The sequence below is a fragment of the Pigmentiphaga litoralis genome, assembly GCF_048632615.1.
In the GTDB taxonomy this organism is placed as follows: Bacteria; Pseudomonadota; Gammaproteobacteria; order Burkholderiales; family Burkholderiaceae_B; genus Pigmentiphaga; species Pigmentiphaga litoralis_B.
In genome coordinates this window covers 1054530-1072487 of the sequence record NZ_CP184479.1, presented here as the reverse complement: position 1 = coordinate 1072487, position 17958 = coordinate 1054530, and the positions used below count along the sequence as shown (strand labels likewise).

Sequence of the window (17958 nt, the reverse complement as noted above, 5' to 3'; positions counted from 1 at the left end):
CGACCGCAACGCCGACGGGCCGCAGCTGGACGACGCTGCAAGCCACGGCTGCCGACGTGCGTTTCGTGGGTCTGGGTGATGACCTGACGCTGAGCGCGGACACGATGTCGGTGGTGGTCAACCAGGCGGGCAAGGCGGGTGACCAGGTGGTGGATTACGCGGCCGGCGCAACGTCGCTGGAAGTGGCCACGGGCCCGACCTCGACCATCGCCCTCGCTGCGAATGGCGCGAAGGGGGAGCTGGTCCAGGCAACGGGCAACCTGAATCTGGATGTGTTCGGATTCTTCCAGGTGGGCGGCGAGTTCGCCATCGAGGCCAGCACCAAGCAGGTCACGTTGTCCGACCGCAGCACGGTGGACGTCGATCTGCTGACCATCGGCGCGAGCCACGTCAATGCGTTCGCCGGCCTGAACGGCGGCACGGCCAACCGGATGGGGCTGGCGCTGGGCGACGTGGAGTTCGGCCTGGCGCTGATGAGCGAGCAACTGCCGCTGAACAGCACGGCAACGGCCCGCAGCTGGACCAGCCTGCAGGCGACCGCGGGCAGCGCCGCCATCGTTGGCGCGGGAGACCTGGTCATCCAGGCCTCGAACATTTCGGTGGCGATCAACCAGGCCAGCACGCTGAATGGCGCGGTGGTCGACTATGCGGCCAACGCCACCGACCTGGAGATCGCGACCGGCATTACCGACACGATCACGCTCGACATGAAGGGCGCGGCCGGCGAGCAGTTGCAGGCCGCGGCGCATATCGTTGTGGATCTCTACGGTTTCGTCGCCGTGGAAGGCGACTTTGCCATCCAGACGCGCACGGCCGACGTGATCCTGGCCGATCTGGCCTCGACGCCCGATGTCAACGAAGCCGCCAATCCGGTCTCCGTCGATCTGCTGACTCTGGGCGCGAGCAACGTGCATGCCTTTGCCGGGCTGGGCGGCAACACGTCCGACCCGCTGGGTCTGGAGCTGAATGGCGTCAACTTCGCGATCGCATTGATGACCAACCAGGCCGACGCCACGCAGAAGTGGACGTCGGTGAAGGCCGACGCCGCAAGCGTCGAATTCGTCGGCATCAGCGCCATCACGATGGCGGCCACCGACATCGACGTGGTCATGAACCGCGCAAGCCTGCCGGCCCAGGCCGTGGTGGACTTTGCCGCATCCCATCTGGATGTGGTGGTGGGAACGAACGGCGAGAAGGTGACGTTCGATATCGACGGCGCGCGTGGCCAGACCACCGCCGTCAAGATCGGCCGCGCCACGCTGGCGATTTCCGATTACGTGTATGTCAGCGGCGGCTTCTATTTCGAGCAGACGGCAAGCGTGCTGGTGGATGTCGTGACCGGCCTGCCCAGCAATGACGCGCTGCTGTCGCCGTCGGTCCGCGCTGGCCTGGCGCGGGTGAACGGCGTAAGCGCCGACAACAGCCGCATCGAAGATCTGGCGGTCTCGGCCCTGGTGCTGAGCGCCACCGATGTGGAAGTGTTCGCCGGTCTCGGCCCGTACTTTATCGACAGCAACGGCAACGGCATTCGCGATATCGGCGAAGCCAGGAACGCCGATGCGTTTGGCGTGCTGCTCGAGAACATCGACCTCGGTCTGGTCATGTTCGATTCGACGCTGGCCGCCGATCCTCTGTCCATCATCCCGAAATTCTTTGCCCTGCAGGTCAAGTGGGCGCACCCGGTCGATATCGACCTGGGCGGTGTCTTCAAGTTTGACGTGACGGGCCTGACCATCGACGTCAACCAAGGCAGCAACTGGGGCGGCGTGGCGGCCAACGGCGCGCCCTTTGTCGATTTCGCAAGCAGCTTTGCGGGCGGCTATGCGGTCCCGACCGGCAACGGCAGCAGCATCGTGCTGGACTACGACCGCTCCAAGATCGCGGTCAGCCTCGACCACGCCCTGCTCAACATCGGCGACTTCTTCCAGATCGAAGGCAGTTTCGCCTTCGAACGCACCACCTTGCAGGTGGACGTGGACACCGGATTGAGCGGCACGTTGCCGCTGGGCGCGGCCGCGCTCGCGACCGATCTCGCGCGATTCAAGCAATTGGGCGTGCTGAGCAACGACAACGCGCATTTCAACGACCTGAAGGTCGATACCATTACCATCGGGGCGAGCGACGTCACCATCACGGTGGGCGATCCGTCGTCGCCGCTGTTCGCGATCCGCGACATCGACGTCGCGTTCGCGATGATGCGCGCCAGCAAGACCATCGACACCAACGGCGTCATTCCGTTGATGTACGCCATGAAGGCCTACTGGCCCGCGCCGCTCGACCTGGACTGGGGCTTCATGAAGCTCCAGGTGCAGGACCTTGAGCTGCAACTGAACAAGGGCTCGCAGTGGCGTGGCCTGACCGTGGCGCCGACCGTCGACTTCAAGTCGAGCTTCGGCGCCGACGGGCTGCAGGTGGCGACGGGCGGCACGCCGATCTCGCTGACGTATGAGCACTCCACCTTCGGCGTGGAAGTGGGCCATGCGCTCATCAGCATCGGCGATTTCTTCTACGTCGAGGGCGGCTTCTCGATCGCCAAGGGCACCAATGTCGCGGTCGACATCAAGACCGGCTTTGGCGACAACGACCTGCAGGCGGCCGCGGCGCTGTCGAAATTCGGCAAGCTGCCGGGCACGTACAGCACGATCGACAACTATGCCATGAGCATGATCACGCTCGGCCTGTCCGACGTGAAGCTGTTCGTGGGCGCCGGTCCGTATTTCGTTGACGCCAACAACGATGGCGTGATCGATGCGCAGCGCAACCCCGATGCCGTGGGCCTGGTGGTCGAAAATCTCGACCTGGGTCTGGCGATGTTTACCGACCCGACCGCCAAGATCGGGCGCATGTGGGCGCTGGCCGCGACGGCCGACCAGATCGCGTTCACCGGTCTGGATTTCCTGACGCTGGAAGCGCTTGGCGCCAAGGTGCAGGCCAACCAGGGCACGGTATGGGCCGGCACCACCGTGCGTCCGTACGTGGACTTCGTGTCGACGTTCGGCGCCGGCGGCCTGTCGGTGGCGACCGGCAACGATCCGGTCGCCCTGGCCTATACCGCCAGCTACATCGGCGTCGACGTGGCGCGCGCCACGATCTCCATCGAAAAATTTGTCCACATCCAGGGCGCTTTCAGCTTCGAGAAGGGCCGCCGCGAAAAATTCGACATCGACACCGGCCTGTCGATCGGCAACCTGGAAATGGCGCCGACGCTGTTGCAGCTGGCCGCGACCGGCAAGCTGTCGTCGGACGGCACGCGCATGGACGACGTCGAACTCGAGCTGATGACCATCGGCATGAACGACGTGGACGTGTTCGTCGGCTACGGCACCCCCAACTTCGCTTCGACCACGCCGATCCGCGACCAGGAAGGCGTGTTCGGCCTGGCGGTCAGCGATATCGATCTGGCGCTGGCGATCATGACGCCGACCGGCTCGCTCGCCAAGGTCCTGCCCAAATTCATGGCCATGAAGGGGTCCGCATCGGAATTCCTGGTGGCGGGCGGCGCTGACATCTTTGAACTGTCGAGCGGCGCCATCGACGTGCAGATGAACTGGAGCGCCGGCTGGAAGGGCGCGCCGAAGCTGCACGCGTCTGTCGATTTTGCAAGCAGCATGCCGGGTGGCCTGCAGGTCACCACCGGTGGCACGACCACGGCGCTCGACTTCGGTCCGGGCGCCTTCGTGCAGGCCGAAGTGCATGACGCGCTCCTGTCTGTGTCGGAGTTCGTGCACTTTTCGGGTGACTTCGCCTTCCGCATGGGCACCGAGACCAACCTGACGGTCAAGGGCCCGCTGGGCACCAGCTTTACCGGCGTGCGTGCCAACGCCATTGAATTCGGCGCCAACAACGTCCAGGCGTTTGTGGGCATCAACGGCCCGTACCGCGTCGACACGAACGGTGACGGCCGCATCGACGCGCTCGACCCGATCAATGATGAAGCCATGGGTCTGGTGATCGACGACTTCGACCTCGGGATGACCATCCTGACGACGCAGTTCGACGCCCTGAATCCGCTGATCCCCGCCAACACCAAGTTCGTCGGCCTGAAGGGCCATGGCGAGCAGGTGGGCTTTGTCGGCTTTGGCACGGACTTCATCCAGTTCTCGCTGCAGGACGTCAATGTCGGCGTCAACTCCAGCAGCCGCGCCGGCCTGATCGCCGACTTCACCAACGGCGGCACGACCGCCGGCTACACCATCGCCACGGGCGGTGACCCGATCGTCCTGGGCTTCGATAACGCGGTCATGGAAGCGTCGGTGGCCAAGGCCACCGCATCCATCGCCAACATCCTGTCTTTGCAGGGCGGCTTCACCTTCCAGAAACGCACGATCGACAACGTGACGTTCGCGTTGCCTGGCACGTCGCTCAAGACGTCGGCAGAGGCGCTGATCGTTGCCGGCAAGGACATCTACGCCTTCGCGGGCATCAACGGTCCGTACCGCGAGGACACCAACGGCGACGGCAAGATCGACGCCAGCGATACCGCGAACGACGACGCGATCGGCCTGGCCATCGACGATCTCGACTTCGCACTGGCCATGATGGCGCCATCGGTCGCTCCCGGAACGACGCTGCCTGGCAAGTTCTTTGGCCTGACCGCCTCGGCCGCCATGGCCGGCCTGGTTGGCACCGACCCCTTCCTGACCCTGAACGCCACCGACCTGAAGTTCGACTTCAACGGCGCGATCCTGGGCAACGTGCCCGTTCCGGGCGCGTACGTGGACTTCAGCCAGCTGCAAGGCGGCGGCCTGGACATCCCGATCGGCAGCGCGGGCGATGCCATGCGCATCGACTTCAACTCGAATTCGCTGCGCATCGGCATGGACGCGCATCTGGGCATCTTCGATCTGATCGAGATCGATGCAGGCTTCGACTTCTCGTTCGAGCTGCCGTCGACCGGCGGCCTGTTCCCGTCGATCAACCTGTCGGGCATCGGCGACATGCTGCCCACGCTGTCGCCGGACTTCTCGTTCCTGCAAGGCGCACTCGACTTCGTCAAGAACCTGGACCTGTCGATCGGCTTCGACCCCAACCTGGGCCTGACGCTGTTCGGCTCGCTGGATCTGCCCGACCTGTCGCTGAACCTGGGTGACTTCGTGCACCTGCGCGGCGACTTCCAGCTCAATATCGGCGAAAGCTTTACCGGGTCGATGTACACCGGCCTGCCCAAGGAAATCTCGCTGCTGACCTCGCTGCTTGGCGACCGGACGCAGACCATCCTGAACATGCTCACCTCGGTCGGCGGCCTGTCGTCCGACTACTCGCACCTGAGCAATGTCAGCTTCAAGGGCCTGAGCTTCGGCGCCAAGGACGTCTACGCCTTCGTGGGTGTCGGCACGCCCGACTATGTGGCGGTGGCGGGTCAGCCCGGCAAGCTGCAGATCACGAACGCGGATGACCTGTTCGGCTTCGGCGTGGAAGGCGTGGACGTCGGCCTGTCGATGTTCAAGGCGCAACTGCCCGACTTCTTCCAGGCCAAGGACTTCTTCTCGTTCTACGCGCACGCCGATACGGTCCGGACCTACGGCATGGGCGACGTGCTCAAGATCCAGGCCACCGACGTCACGATCGAACTCAACACCGGGGGTGAACTCTTCGGCGGCCTGATGCGTTCGACCGCCGATTTCTCGGAAAGCTTCAAGGCCGATCCGGCCAACGGCCGCCCGGCGGGCTTCGAGGTGAAGACGGGCGGCACGCCGGTCTACCTGAACATGAAGGGCAACAGCCTGATGGGCCTGGACATCGGTCACGCCGAGATCCAGGTGTCGGAGTTCCTGTATCTGAGCGGCTCGCTGGCTTTCCGCAAGGGTGACCGCGCCAACGTCGACGTGAACCTGGGCGGGCTGCAGACGCTGCTGGACCAGACCGCGGGCGTGGGCTCGCGCCTGAATCTCGAAGTCGAGATGCTGACGCTGGGCGGCTCGAACCTGACCGGCTTTGCCGGCGTGGGCGGCCCGTACCGCTATGGCGCCGACGCAAACGGCGACGGCCTGGGCGACCTGATCAACGAAGGCGCCATTGGCCTGGTGATCGACGATGTCGATTTCGGCATGGCCATTGCAACGCCGGGCCTGCTGGCGATTCCCCAGCTTGCAGCCGTGGCGCCCAAGTTCCTGGCGGTCAAGGCGCACGTGGGCCAGGCCGGCCTGGTCGGCGTGGACGACGACATCATGTCGGTCACCGCGCGCAATATCGACGTCAACATCAACACGTTCTACCTGCCGTCGGGCGGCGCGCTGAACGCGGCGCTGCAACTGTTCGGCCCGCCGTCCATCGATTGGGCCAGCAGCTTCCCGAATTCGCCGGAAGACCTCAACGGCAACAAGGTGCTGGATGCGGGTGAGGACCGCGACCTGAACGGCGTGCTCGCCACCAAGGGCTATGCCCTGCCCGCGGGCGGCAACAATGCGGTCATCATCGACTTCGCCGAAGAGATCGTGCAGGCCAAGGTGGGCTATGCCGAGATCAATATCGGCGGCTTCGTGCAGCTGTCGGCCTCGATGGCATTCACCAAGCGCGGCGCCGAGCGCGTCACGCTGAGCAATGGCCAGGAAACGACCGTCACCTCGCTGGCCGTCGGCATCAATGACGCCTATGGCTTCGTCGGCGTGGGCGGCTACTGGCGCGACACGAACAACAACGACCGCATCGACGAAGGCGACACGCCCAATTCGAGCGCGGTAGGCCTGGCCGTCCAGAACCTGGACCTGGGCCTGGTGCTCGCCAAGGAACTGGTCATCGGCACCACGGGCGTCGACATCGGCGTGTACGTGGCCGGCATGGCCAGCATCGACAAGATCGGCCTGGTCGGTGTCGACGGCGCCGAAGTCGATGCGCAGAACCTGAAGATCGAAATCAACACCGGCGCGCGCGTCACGCTGCATGCCGGCCAGACGACGCATGACGCCGAGACTGGCGCGGTATCGATCGCCAGCGGTGTGAACGTCACGTTCGCGCTGACCACGATCGACTTCAGCCAGTCCACCCACACGACCCCGTCGGGCGCCGTGGTGTCGGGCTATGCGATCGAAACCGGCAACCCCGATGAACCGGTGGTGCTGACCTACAACGAACAATTGCTGCGTGTCTTCGGCGAAGCCCAGGTCAAGCTGTTCGGCCTGGTGTCGATGACGGGCGTGCTGGACTTCCGCGTCAGCGAAAGCGAAGGACTGACGGCATTTGCCGACGTGAACGTGCGCATCGGTCCGGATGCGCTGAACCTGAGCCGCCACGCGACCGGTCTGCTGGTGATCCGCGGCGGCGCGGAACCGGGCGTGGCCATGCGCCTGGCCATGGACTCGAATCTGTCGATCGGGTCGGTCGTGCAGCTGCAGGCCGATCTGGACCTGAGCCTGAACACCTTCGGCAAAGACATCGTGTATGTCGTGCCGGAACAATTCCTGGACAAGGTCGACTTCACCGAATTCACCATCGGCGCAGCGCCTCCGGGCAAGCCCGGCTGGGTCGGCCCCTACGCGGCGGTGACCGGCAACGGCAACCTGTCGCTGCTCGATGGCGCCCTCAACCTGAAGGGCGACTTCAGCGTCATCGTGTCCTACTCCAACGGTGCGGTGCGCGCCGAGCTCGGCGCGACCGCCGTCCTCGACCTGCCGCTGTTCGAGCCTCTGTCGGTTACCGGCACACTGGGCATCGTCGCCGATGGCAGCGCCAGCGGCGTCTACGGCGCCTTCGAAGTGGGCGGGTCGGGTCCGGACTCCAAGCTGATCGACGGCGGCGTGTTCAACGTGGCCGGCAGCTTCCTGTTGCAGCTCAACACCACGTCGGCCAAGCAGGAAGTGCGCACGCTCGCGCTCGATGCCGCCGGTCAGCCAGTGGGCACCGTCCTGCTCGATGCGCATCTGCTGCGCCTGTCGGGCAACGCGACCATCTCGGTCGGCCCGGTGGAATTGAAGGGCGCCGTCGATCTGCTGATCGACAAGCAAGGCGTGCAGGCCGCGATGGACCTGTCGCTGGATCTGGGTGGCTTCGGCGAAGTGCAGGTGGGCGGCGCGGCGGCCTTCCTGATGGACGCCAATGAAGGCCCGATCTTCGCGATGCGCGTGGCCACCCACGTCGGCCTGAGCGCCGGCGTGCTGGGCATCGGCGCCGACGCGGTGATCGAGATCAACACCGGTTCCAGGGACTATACGACCCTGCACGGCGACGTGATCAAGGGCGACACGATGTTCAACATGCAGCTGGATGGCACCATCCAGTTGCTGTCGTTCAAGGTGCAGTTCGACGGCGGCATCAGCATCGTCGACGACGTCTTCAAACTGGAATTCAACGGACACCTGAACTTCTTCAACGCGCTGACGGTGGACGTCGGCGGATATGCGGACTCGGAAGGCAATTTCGAGATCCGCGGCAAGGCCGAGATCGACATCCGCCTTGGACCGCTGCACCTGAACGCGGGCATGTCGCTGACGCTGAGCAGCCAGCCGCGCTTCGCGGCAGCGGCCTGGGGCTCGCTCGACTTCGAGATCGACCTTGGCCTGTTCTCCATCGACTTCACGCTGGCGGGCTTCCGCGCCGAGATCGACATCAACGCGGGCAGTGCGTATATGGCCGCCCGCGTCACCGTCATGGGCATCACGGTATCGGGCAGCTTCAAGTGGTCGTGGGCCGATCCCCCACAGATCGCCTACCAGCTGGGCGATACGCTGTACCTCAACATGGGGGACAACGCGGGCCGCTACGGTGACTCGGTCTACAACGACATCGTTCACGAGTCCTACTCCATCGAACAGGAGAAGGACAGCAACGTCGTCACGGTCAGCTCGCTGGGCGAGACCGCCAGTTTCACTGGCGTCAAGCACATCGTCGGCCGCGGCGGCTCGGGCAATGATTCGGTCTATGTCGGCCGCTATGTCACGGCCCAGCTCGACCTCGATGGCGGCGAAGGCAACGACAGCTTCGTCATCCTGGGCGGCGGCGCGGGCAGCGTGGTGCGCGGTGGCGCGGGCAAGGACGAATTCCTGAGCGGCGACACCAGCGGCATCCGCTTCGAAGGCGGCGCGGGTGACGACCGGTTCGTGGGCGGCGATGGCGCCGACATCATCGACATGGGCGAGGGCGTCAACACCATCAAGAGCGGTGGTGGCAACGACGTCATCTATATCGGCGCCGGCACCAACACGGTCGAATCCGGCAACGGTGACGACCTGATCTACGTGACGGGTTCGGGCACCCTGAACCTGAAGGGCGGCTTCGGCAACGACCGTCTGGTGCTTGGCGCTTTCGCAAGCACGTCGCCGCTGCTGATGGGCGATCACCAGTTGCGCACGACGATCAACGGCGCCGAGCGCATCATCAATTTCGACGATACGCTTGACCGTCTCGAAGTGACCGACACCAACGCGACGCGCACCGTCCTGAAGATGGGTTCGGGCGCCAGCTGGGGCCATACCGATTTCAGCCTGTACAGCGCCGGCATCGTCGACGTCACGCAGGCCACGCTGCTGAAAGCGCCCGACGCGCTGCTCAGCATCAACGCCGCCGGCATCGACGGCACGCTGACCACGCAGGTGGCGCAGCTGAACGTCGTCAACCGCGGCACGGCGGGCGCGGCCTACAGCAATATCGTGGTGCGCGAGGCGGACAGCCTGTCCGTCATCACCGACGGCTACGCAGCCGGCGGGCTGACCACGCCGAACGGACTGATCGATGTGCAACTGGCGACGCGCGAGGCCATCCTCTCGCTCGACCAGGGCGCAATCACGACTGGCCTGGGCGGTGGCAACATCAGCATCGTGGCCGACGACGTCGACTTCCGTTCGGGTTACGACAAGGTCAGCGGCACGGGTCAGCTGACCCTGCGCGCCTGGTCGCTCGACCAGAGCTACCGGGTGGGCGGGGCAGCCCAGGGCATCTATGGCGGCGACTATTCGCCAGGCCTGGACTCGGGCTTCTTTGAATTCAGCATGAGCGATCTGTCGGCGCTCAAGGACGGCTTCAGCGCCATCCGGCTCGGCCATACCGCGGCCGGCGTCCGGATGTATGTGGGCGACGTGGAAGACGCACAGGTCGGCGAGACGATGTACTCGGCCCTGCTGCGCGACAACGCGACGCTGCTGGCGGACCACATCACGGTAGTCGGCGACGTGCAGTCGTCCGAAGTCCTGACCTTCCAGGGCCGTCTCATGGAGATCCAGCGCCAGAACGTGCGCACGCCCATGGGCGCGCCCGATTCCGGCATCCACGCTCGCCAGACCGTGCTGCGCCTGACGGAACAGCTCGTGGTGACCGGCTGGCTGCGTGGCGACGATCTGGTCGACGTCGCGGTAACGGGCACGACCGGCGTTGGGGCGCTTGTCGGCTATGGCGCCGAACCCAACAGTATTACCGGCGACAAGGGCGCCGCCATCGAGACCGTGAAGGCGGGCGGTCACGTCATGATGACCGGCTCGAAGTCGGTGATCCTGGCGGCGGGGGTCTACGCCGAAGGCGCGGATGCGCAGATCTCCATCGGCGCGGGCACGTCGCTCAAGCTGCTGGAAGGCGGCATGGTATCGGCCGAAGGCGATCGCTCGCTGATCACGCTGGCATCGACGGGCTCGATCGGCCTGCTGTCGGGCAGCGCGGTCCTGTCGGGCGCGCGCTTCGTGACCGGCCAGCAGACCCCGGTGCTGACGGGCACGGGCGCGGGCGTCGTGATCCAGACCACCGGCGAACTGATGCTGGCCGGCTCGCTGACCGCGGGCGGCGCCATGCGCATCGATGCGGGCGCCGTGAGCGATCCGCATGCCGACTACTTCGACAACCTGCCAGGCAAACAGCTGGCGTCGACGACGCAGGCCGCAAGCTTCGCAGCCATCATCTCGGCCTTGAATCAGAACCAGATCCACGTGGATCTGCGCGCACTGTTCGGCGCCGACAACACGCCGCTCGCCAACGTCACGTCGGTCACGTCGCTGGCCAACTACACGCCGTTCGAATCGCTGAGCGATGCGGCCAAGGCCACCCTGGTTGCGTCCCTCCACTACACGACGCATGAGCACGGCGGTTACTACAACGCCGCCACCAACACCTTCGGCACCACGCTGACCGAAGGCGAACTGATCGCCTACCGCAATGCGGACATCGTCTGGGGCGCGGCCGGTACGCCGGCAGCCAACGCCAGCTTCGATCAGCTGACCAAGGTCCAGCAGCAGGTCGTCGCGACGACGCTGGGTTACACGATGTTCGACGGCCTGGTGTTCACGCACACGACGGCCAGCGGCACCATGACCGTGGCGACCGCCTTCACCCAAGGTCCGTCCTACGATTACGACAACGCGGCCATAGGCTGGGCGGCCGCCGGCGTCGCGGTGCCCGCCGCGGGCACGGCGTTCGCCGCGCTGTCCGGTGCGCAGAAAATGTTGGTGGCCGAGGCGCTGGGCTACACCTTCGATTACTACTCGATGCCAGGCGACCTGTGGTTCGGCACGGGGGTGGATGCCACCCCGGTCGCCACCATTCCGGGCGCCGATGCCGCATGGAGCCAGCTCACGGCCGAGCAGCGCGCGATCGTTGCGGAATTCATCGATCACGGCGAGGGCTACAAGAACTTCTTCAACTACAACGCCGCGCCAGGCAAGAAGTCGGTCGCCGACTTCACGCAGGGCCCGTCGTCGGACTACCGTAATGCCGACATCTACTGGGGCTCGGCGGGCGCGCCTGCCGCCAATGCGTCGTTTGCCGACCTGACGGCCGCGCAGCAGAAGGTCGTGGCGCGCAGCCTTGGCTACGAAGTGCTGGAAGGCGTCAACTTCATCAAGGTCGATGCCGCCGCGCCCTGCGCGTGGTGGACGGCTTTGCCGAAGGCAAGGCAGGCGACTACAACCTGGATGCGATCAATTGGGGCGGCGTGCAAGCGCCGGCCGCCGGCGCTACCTTCGAAGACCTGAACCCCTCGCAGCGCGCGGTGGTGCTGGAATCGCTGGGCTACGCCGAAGTCGATCGCCAGGTGTTCTACAACGCAACGACCGGCCAGGCCTTGGGCACGCTGGTCGAAGGCGCGGGCCGCGACTACAGCAATGCGTCCATTGACTGGGGCACGCTGACCCGCCCGGCCGACGGCACCAGCTTCGACAACCTGGGCACCGCCCAGCAGGACGCCGTGCTCAAGCAGCTGGGTTACCAGCGCTGGGACGGCGCGGTGTACTACAACGCGCTGGCCGCAAGCGGCGCGCAGTACAAGATCACGTTCGCCGCGGGCAGCGATTACCGTGTCGACAGCCTGCGCTGGAGCGATGTGGGCCGCCCGGCCGAGGGCACCGCGTTCGACGCGATGACGCTCGACCAGCAGTTCCGCATCTACGACCAGAGCGGCTTCACCAAGTACGGCCAGACCGTCTACTTCAACGCCGACGCCGCCGACGGCAAGCAGTTGATGACGACGTTCACGCAAGGCATCGACTACACCAACGGCGTCGATGCGGCGGGCGACACCAACCGCTGGCTCGTCAGCGACGGCATCCACGAATATGTGGTCGAGGCCTACGACGCGCAGAACGACGGCGTGGTGGACAGCATCCGCGTGCTGGAACCGCATCCTCTGACCGGCCAGCGCGGCTTCGGCTTCCTGCTGACTGGCACCATCTATACCCTGCAGGACAACGCCGATTTCATCGTGTCGACGGCCGATGACGTCATCGTGCGCGGCAACATCAACCTGCTGGGCCAGGGCTCCGACCTGGTGCTGCAATCCGACAGCTGGCTGTACTGGGAAGGGCAGGCCAACGTCAACGGCAACATCACCCTGCTGGGTGGCGTCGAGATCGACGGTACGGACCGCGGTGGCGCGAATGCCGACGGCACGAGCGTCTACATCAACGCATCATCGGTGCTCAACACCACGCGCGCCGGCAGCCAGATCACCATCGCGGGCAGCCAGGACGTGGAACTGCACGGCGCGATCGTCGCCGGCGGGACCCTGGGCGCCACGGGCGTGACCTGGTCGGGCGCCGATTCGAGCATCCGTATCGTGGCGGGCCAGCAGGTGTCGGTCGATACCGGCCTGCAGGCGGCCAAGTCGGTCACCATCGTCACCACCGGGCTGACCGGTGCCGACGACAACGGTTGGGGCGTGGTCATCGGCAGCGCCGGCGGCCTGAACGCGGCGGGCATCACGTCCGACCAGTCGGGTGGCTCGGTCGCCATCAATGCCTACGGCGGCGTGACCATCGCAGGAAGCATCGTGTCGGGCGGCACCATCCGCCAGGTGTTCGATGCGCAGGGCGCACTGCAGTCCGAAACCATCGAGTGGTCGCCCGAAGCGTCCACCATCAATGTGACATCGGCCGGCCAGCTGTACCTGGGCGGCCAGGCGCCGACCCAGTCGGGCGGCAGCATCGAAGTCGGCGCCACGCTGCGCGCCAGCCAGCGTATCGACCTGGCCGGCGGCTACAGCGCCGACGGCATCGGCGTGAAGATGCCGGGCGGCGCGCGCGTCGCCACGCACAATGCCGATGGCGTCATCACCATCTCGGCCTCGCAGGATGCCGAGATCAATGGACTCGTGGTTGCCGGTGGCGAAGTCATCGACCATTACGATCCGGCCGGCAAATCGCTCGGCAGCAGCACGCATACCTTCGGTGGCGATTCGGTCATCACCATCACCGCCGACCAGCAGATCCGTCTGGGACGCGACCTGATGGCAGGCAAGACCATCGACGTGCGCGGCGGCATCGGCCGCGGCGTGCCGACGGCTGAAAATCCGTGGGCCGACCAGGGCATCGTGGTGGGCGGCAACGTCCACCTCAAGACCTGGCAGGAAGACAGCACGCTGAGCCTGTCTGCATCGGGCGACGTGTCGGTGCTGACGCCGGCGTGGACCCAGGAACTGACGGCATCGGGCTTTGCCCAGTATGCCGACGGCCATCTGACGCAGGACGTGACCTTTACCATCCAGGTCAAGGACGGCAGCTTCGTGCGCAGCGGCGTCGTGACGCTGGCCGCGGCCGCCACCGCCGGCAACACCGGACTGGCTTCGCTGGCCGCCGATCTGCAGGCGGCGATCGACGCCGTGCCGGCGCTGACGCCTTACGGGCTCAAGGTCCGTCTGAACGACGGCCATCTGATGATCACCGGCGATTACGCGTTCTCGCTCGTGTCGGCGGCCGATAGCCAGGCGGCCCTGCTGGGCTTTACGCAGATCGTCGGCGCGACCGCCGCATCCGACCGTGGCTGGGCGCTCGACGCCAGCCAGCGCGGCTCGGTGGTCAGCCTGGGCCGCGCGAATGCGCCCAGTGGCGACATCACCATTTCGGGTTCGATCCGCGCCTACTCGGCGATCAACCTGTATGCGGGTACCAACGCGCTGGGCAACCAGAACGTCGAACTGACCGAAACCGGTCTGATGGAAACGCTCAGCGGCGGCATGCACCTGAGCCCGGCCGGCAACGCGATCATCAAGGGCGACCTGGTGGCGCGCGGGACCAATGCCGACATCGTGATCGACGCGAAGCAGACGCTGGAATTGCGCGGCGACCTGACCGCGCAGCGCGACATCATCATTACGGCAGGTACGGCGGTGCACGCGGGCGAAGTCAGCCTGAAGACCACCGCATCGGCCAACTTCAACACGATCGACGCCGGCGGCCGCATCATCATGACCGGCCTGAACGACGTGTCGATCGACAGCGCCCTTGGCCGCGCGAATCCGACGCTCGGCATGGTCAAGCTGGCATCCACCAGCGGCACGCTGACCCTCGAACACAATGCGGGCTGGATCGAAACCGGATCGCAGATCGTGCTGTCGGGCAAGACGGTCGACCTGGCCGGCGTGATCCGCAGCAACGGCGCCACGCCCGCGACGTATGACTTCGAAGTCGACGTCACGGCGACCCGCGACGTGCTGCTGCATGCCGACGTGTCCCTGGCCGGCTCGATGCGCGTCGTTGCCGGTGGCAACCTTGCCGTCTATGGCTCGCCCATCAGCGCCGACCAGGCCGGTCAGAGCCTGGTGCTCTCGGCCGCGGGCGACATCTACATCGGTTCGTTCGGCAGCCATGCCGGCGGCGCGGTGCTCGAAGCCCATCGCCTTCTGGACATCAAGGCCGGCGGCGTGCTGCGCATGGCGTCCGACAGCCAGCTCTACAGCATGGCCGACGGCAGCCAGATCCGTCTTGACGGCGGCCGCATCGACCTGCAAGGCAGTGTCCGGGCGGGTGCCGACTACGACCGCGTCACCAGCGGCTGGACGACCTCGGGTGCCGATACCGCCATCACCCTGCGCAGCGCGCAGGACATCGTCATCGGCTCGCAGCTTGCGGCCGGCGCCAAGGTCCAGCTCATCGCGGGATCGGATGCCGAAGGCAACAGCATTCTCATGACCACCGGCAGCGGCGTGACCGTGACCGGTGCGGCAGGGCAGGTCACGATGCTCGCCGACGGCGATCTCGTCATGCAACGCAATACCGCCATCAGCGCGACGGGCGTGGGCGCCGACGTCGACCTGCAGGCACGGTCGCAGGTCGTGGTGTCGGGCCGAGTGCTCGCCGACGACCAGGTGCGGGTCACCGGCGGCACCGATGCCGCCACGCGCATCGGCGTGCTGATCGACACGCTTGTGCTCGACGGCAACGGGGCTTACGTGTCGGGCGGTATCCTCGACACGCACGAAGGCGGGTCGGTCACGATCCGCGCGGCCGATGGCATCACCATCGCGGCCATCATCGGCCAGCAGGTGGCGCAGGCCACGCCGACGCGCGCCACGGTCCACCACGTCACGATCGAGTCGACCTCGGGCGATGTGAACCTGCTGCGCAATATCGAAGTGCAGGAGTCGGTCTCGCTGATCGGCGGCAACATCAACCTGACGGCCGGCAGCCATATCTTCGCGTTCGGCGCCGATGCCTCGATCCACATGCAGGCCCGCGTCAAGCTGACCCTGTCCAGCGCCAGCACGGGCGCCAATGATTCGCCTATCGTCATGGCGGGGTCGCTGGTGCACCTGGCCGCGCCGACGGTCGTCATCAACGGCAACGTGCAGGTCGACAAGGACACCACCGACGGCCTGCTGCTCGTCAACGCAGGCAGCACGCTGACCATCGGCGGCTTCCTTGGCTCGGCTCACAACATCACGCTGAACGCCGGCGTGGACATGAACTGGACCCAGGGCCGCATGGAGCAGCCCATCCTGCGCATGCAGCTGTCGGGCGGCAACATCACCGTGCAGAACCAGGGCCTGATCCAGGCCGCGGGCACGCTGACGGTGCAGGCTGGCGGCAACGTCGTGCTCGACGCCGCGCAACAGGTGGCGGCGGCGCGTCCGGTCGAAGTGACGAGCTACCAGACCAAGGAAGAGAAGGTCGACGTCGTGACCGGCTACACGCAGGTTGCCGACGGCCAGATCGAAGTCCCCAAGGTCAGCTACGTCACCACGACCATCACCGAGCAGATCGGGACCGAACTCGTCAAGGTCGGCAGCACGTACCACACGCTGGACGTCACCCTGTCACAGACCGGCTACTACAACCCGAAGGCGCCGGTGGGCTCGCAATATCGCGAGTACCTGATCGAAGGCATCGACTACTACAACGACGCCAGCCAGCGGCCCGCGGGCAGCACCGTGCCGGTCGTGAACTGGGCCAATGCCGGCGACGAGCAGAACCCGACGCGCACGGCCACGGCGCCCAGCGGCGACTACAAGAGCACCGAATACCGCACGTTCTCGCAACTGAATGACGCGCAGCGCTGGGCCGTGCTGAACGCGACCGGCTTCATGCCGCTGTACGACTTCGGCTATGACGCGGCCACCGCGTCCACGGTCAAGACGCTCAACGGCGCAACGACCACTTCGGCCTGGGCGCCCGAATGGCGCAACAACGCCAAGCAGGTCTTCTACATCAACGTTGCCGGATGGCGCGACAAGTATGTGCTGATGCAGGTCGGCGCGCAGGAAGACATCCTGCGGCTGGTCAGCGACGGCGCGCCGGCGTATCTGACCGGCGACACGACGGCCGACGGCGTTGGCAATGGCACCTGGGTTTCCGCCAACCAGAATCCCCAGGGCGAACTGGTCGGCACCTACACCGACCGCGCCAAGGTGTTCTACGACCAGATCAATTCGGTCTACACCAGCAACACCTACCAGACCAACTTCAACTGGTCGCAGAACGCCTGGGACTACGACAACAAGGCCGGCACGTGGCAGGTGTCGTACCTCAATGGCACCGGCACGCGCTCGTTCGGCACGATGGCCGATGGCCACAACGGCACGCTGTCGTACGCGCCGCAATGGTCGTGGTACGACCTGAGCGACGCCAACAAGGCCGAGTTCGTTCAGACCTACGGCATCTCGGGCACGGCGCCCGCCACCGCCAACATCAAGGCGATCGCGGCGTACCAGTCGACGCTCAACAGCGGCACGGCCTCGCTCGTCAACGTCGGCACGTCGCTGGATGGCGTGCGCGAAGTCGGCGTGGCCCCTGGCATCCAGGCAGGCTACAGCGGCCCGACCCTGTGGTGGTGGGCCAACTTCGTCGGCGCCTCGCTCGAGCTGCGCGGCAACGACAGCTGGCTCGGCAGCCACTACAACAGCAGCCGCAGCGACGACTGGAACGACGATGCGCAGGCGGTCCGCTTCTCGGACGCCACCTATGCCGTGCGCCTGTACCAGCACATCAACTACGGCGGCTGGAACGCCGACTATCGCGGCACCACGGCCAATCTTGGCGGCGTGAACGATGAGTCGAGCTCGGCCCTGGTGTGGGGCAAGCGCTACGAGCAGTTCAAGGACTACACCTACGCGTGGACGTCCACGACCTCCAACATCTTCGACCAGCGCGTGCAGCTGAAGTACGACCTGGCGACCATTGCCAAGGATGACTTCGACTACCGGCCGGTCTACCAGACCAGTACCAAGGACGTGATGGTCACGACGCTGGAAAACGTCACGGTCTGGAAGACCGTGCCGATCATCCAGCAAGTGACGCAGATCACGACTGAGGCGCACACGACCACCATCAACAGCAC

2 protein-coding genes (both running past the window's edge) are annotated in these 17958 nt (G+C 65.8%); both read left to right on the top strand.

Going from position 1 to position 17958, the window contains the following annotated elements; translation table 11 throughout:
• Positions 1-11885, top strand: partial view of a hypothetical protein gene (locus ACNANG_RS04730; protein WP_420226204.1) — the 3' portion only. 11035 nt of this gene lie to the left of the window's left edge; only the last 11885 of its 22920 coding nucleotides appear in the window; its start codon lies off the left edge, out of view; it ends in the stop codon at positions 11883-11885.
• Positions 11780-17958, top strand: partial view of a beta strand repeat-containing protein gene (locus ACNANG_RS04725; protein ID WP_420226203.1) — the 5' end (the start) only. 26212 nt of this gene lie beyond the right edge of the window; only the first 6179 of its 32391 coding nucleotides appear in the window; it begins with the start codon at positions 11780-11782; its stop codon lies off the right edge, out of view. Before ACNANG_RS04730 ends, ACNANG_RS04725 begins: the two co-directional genes overlap by 106 nt.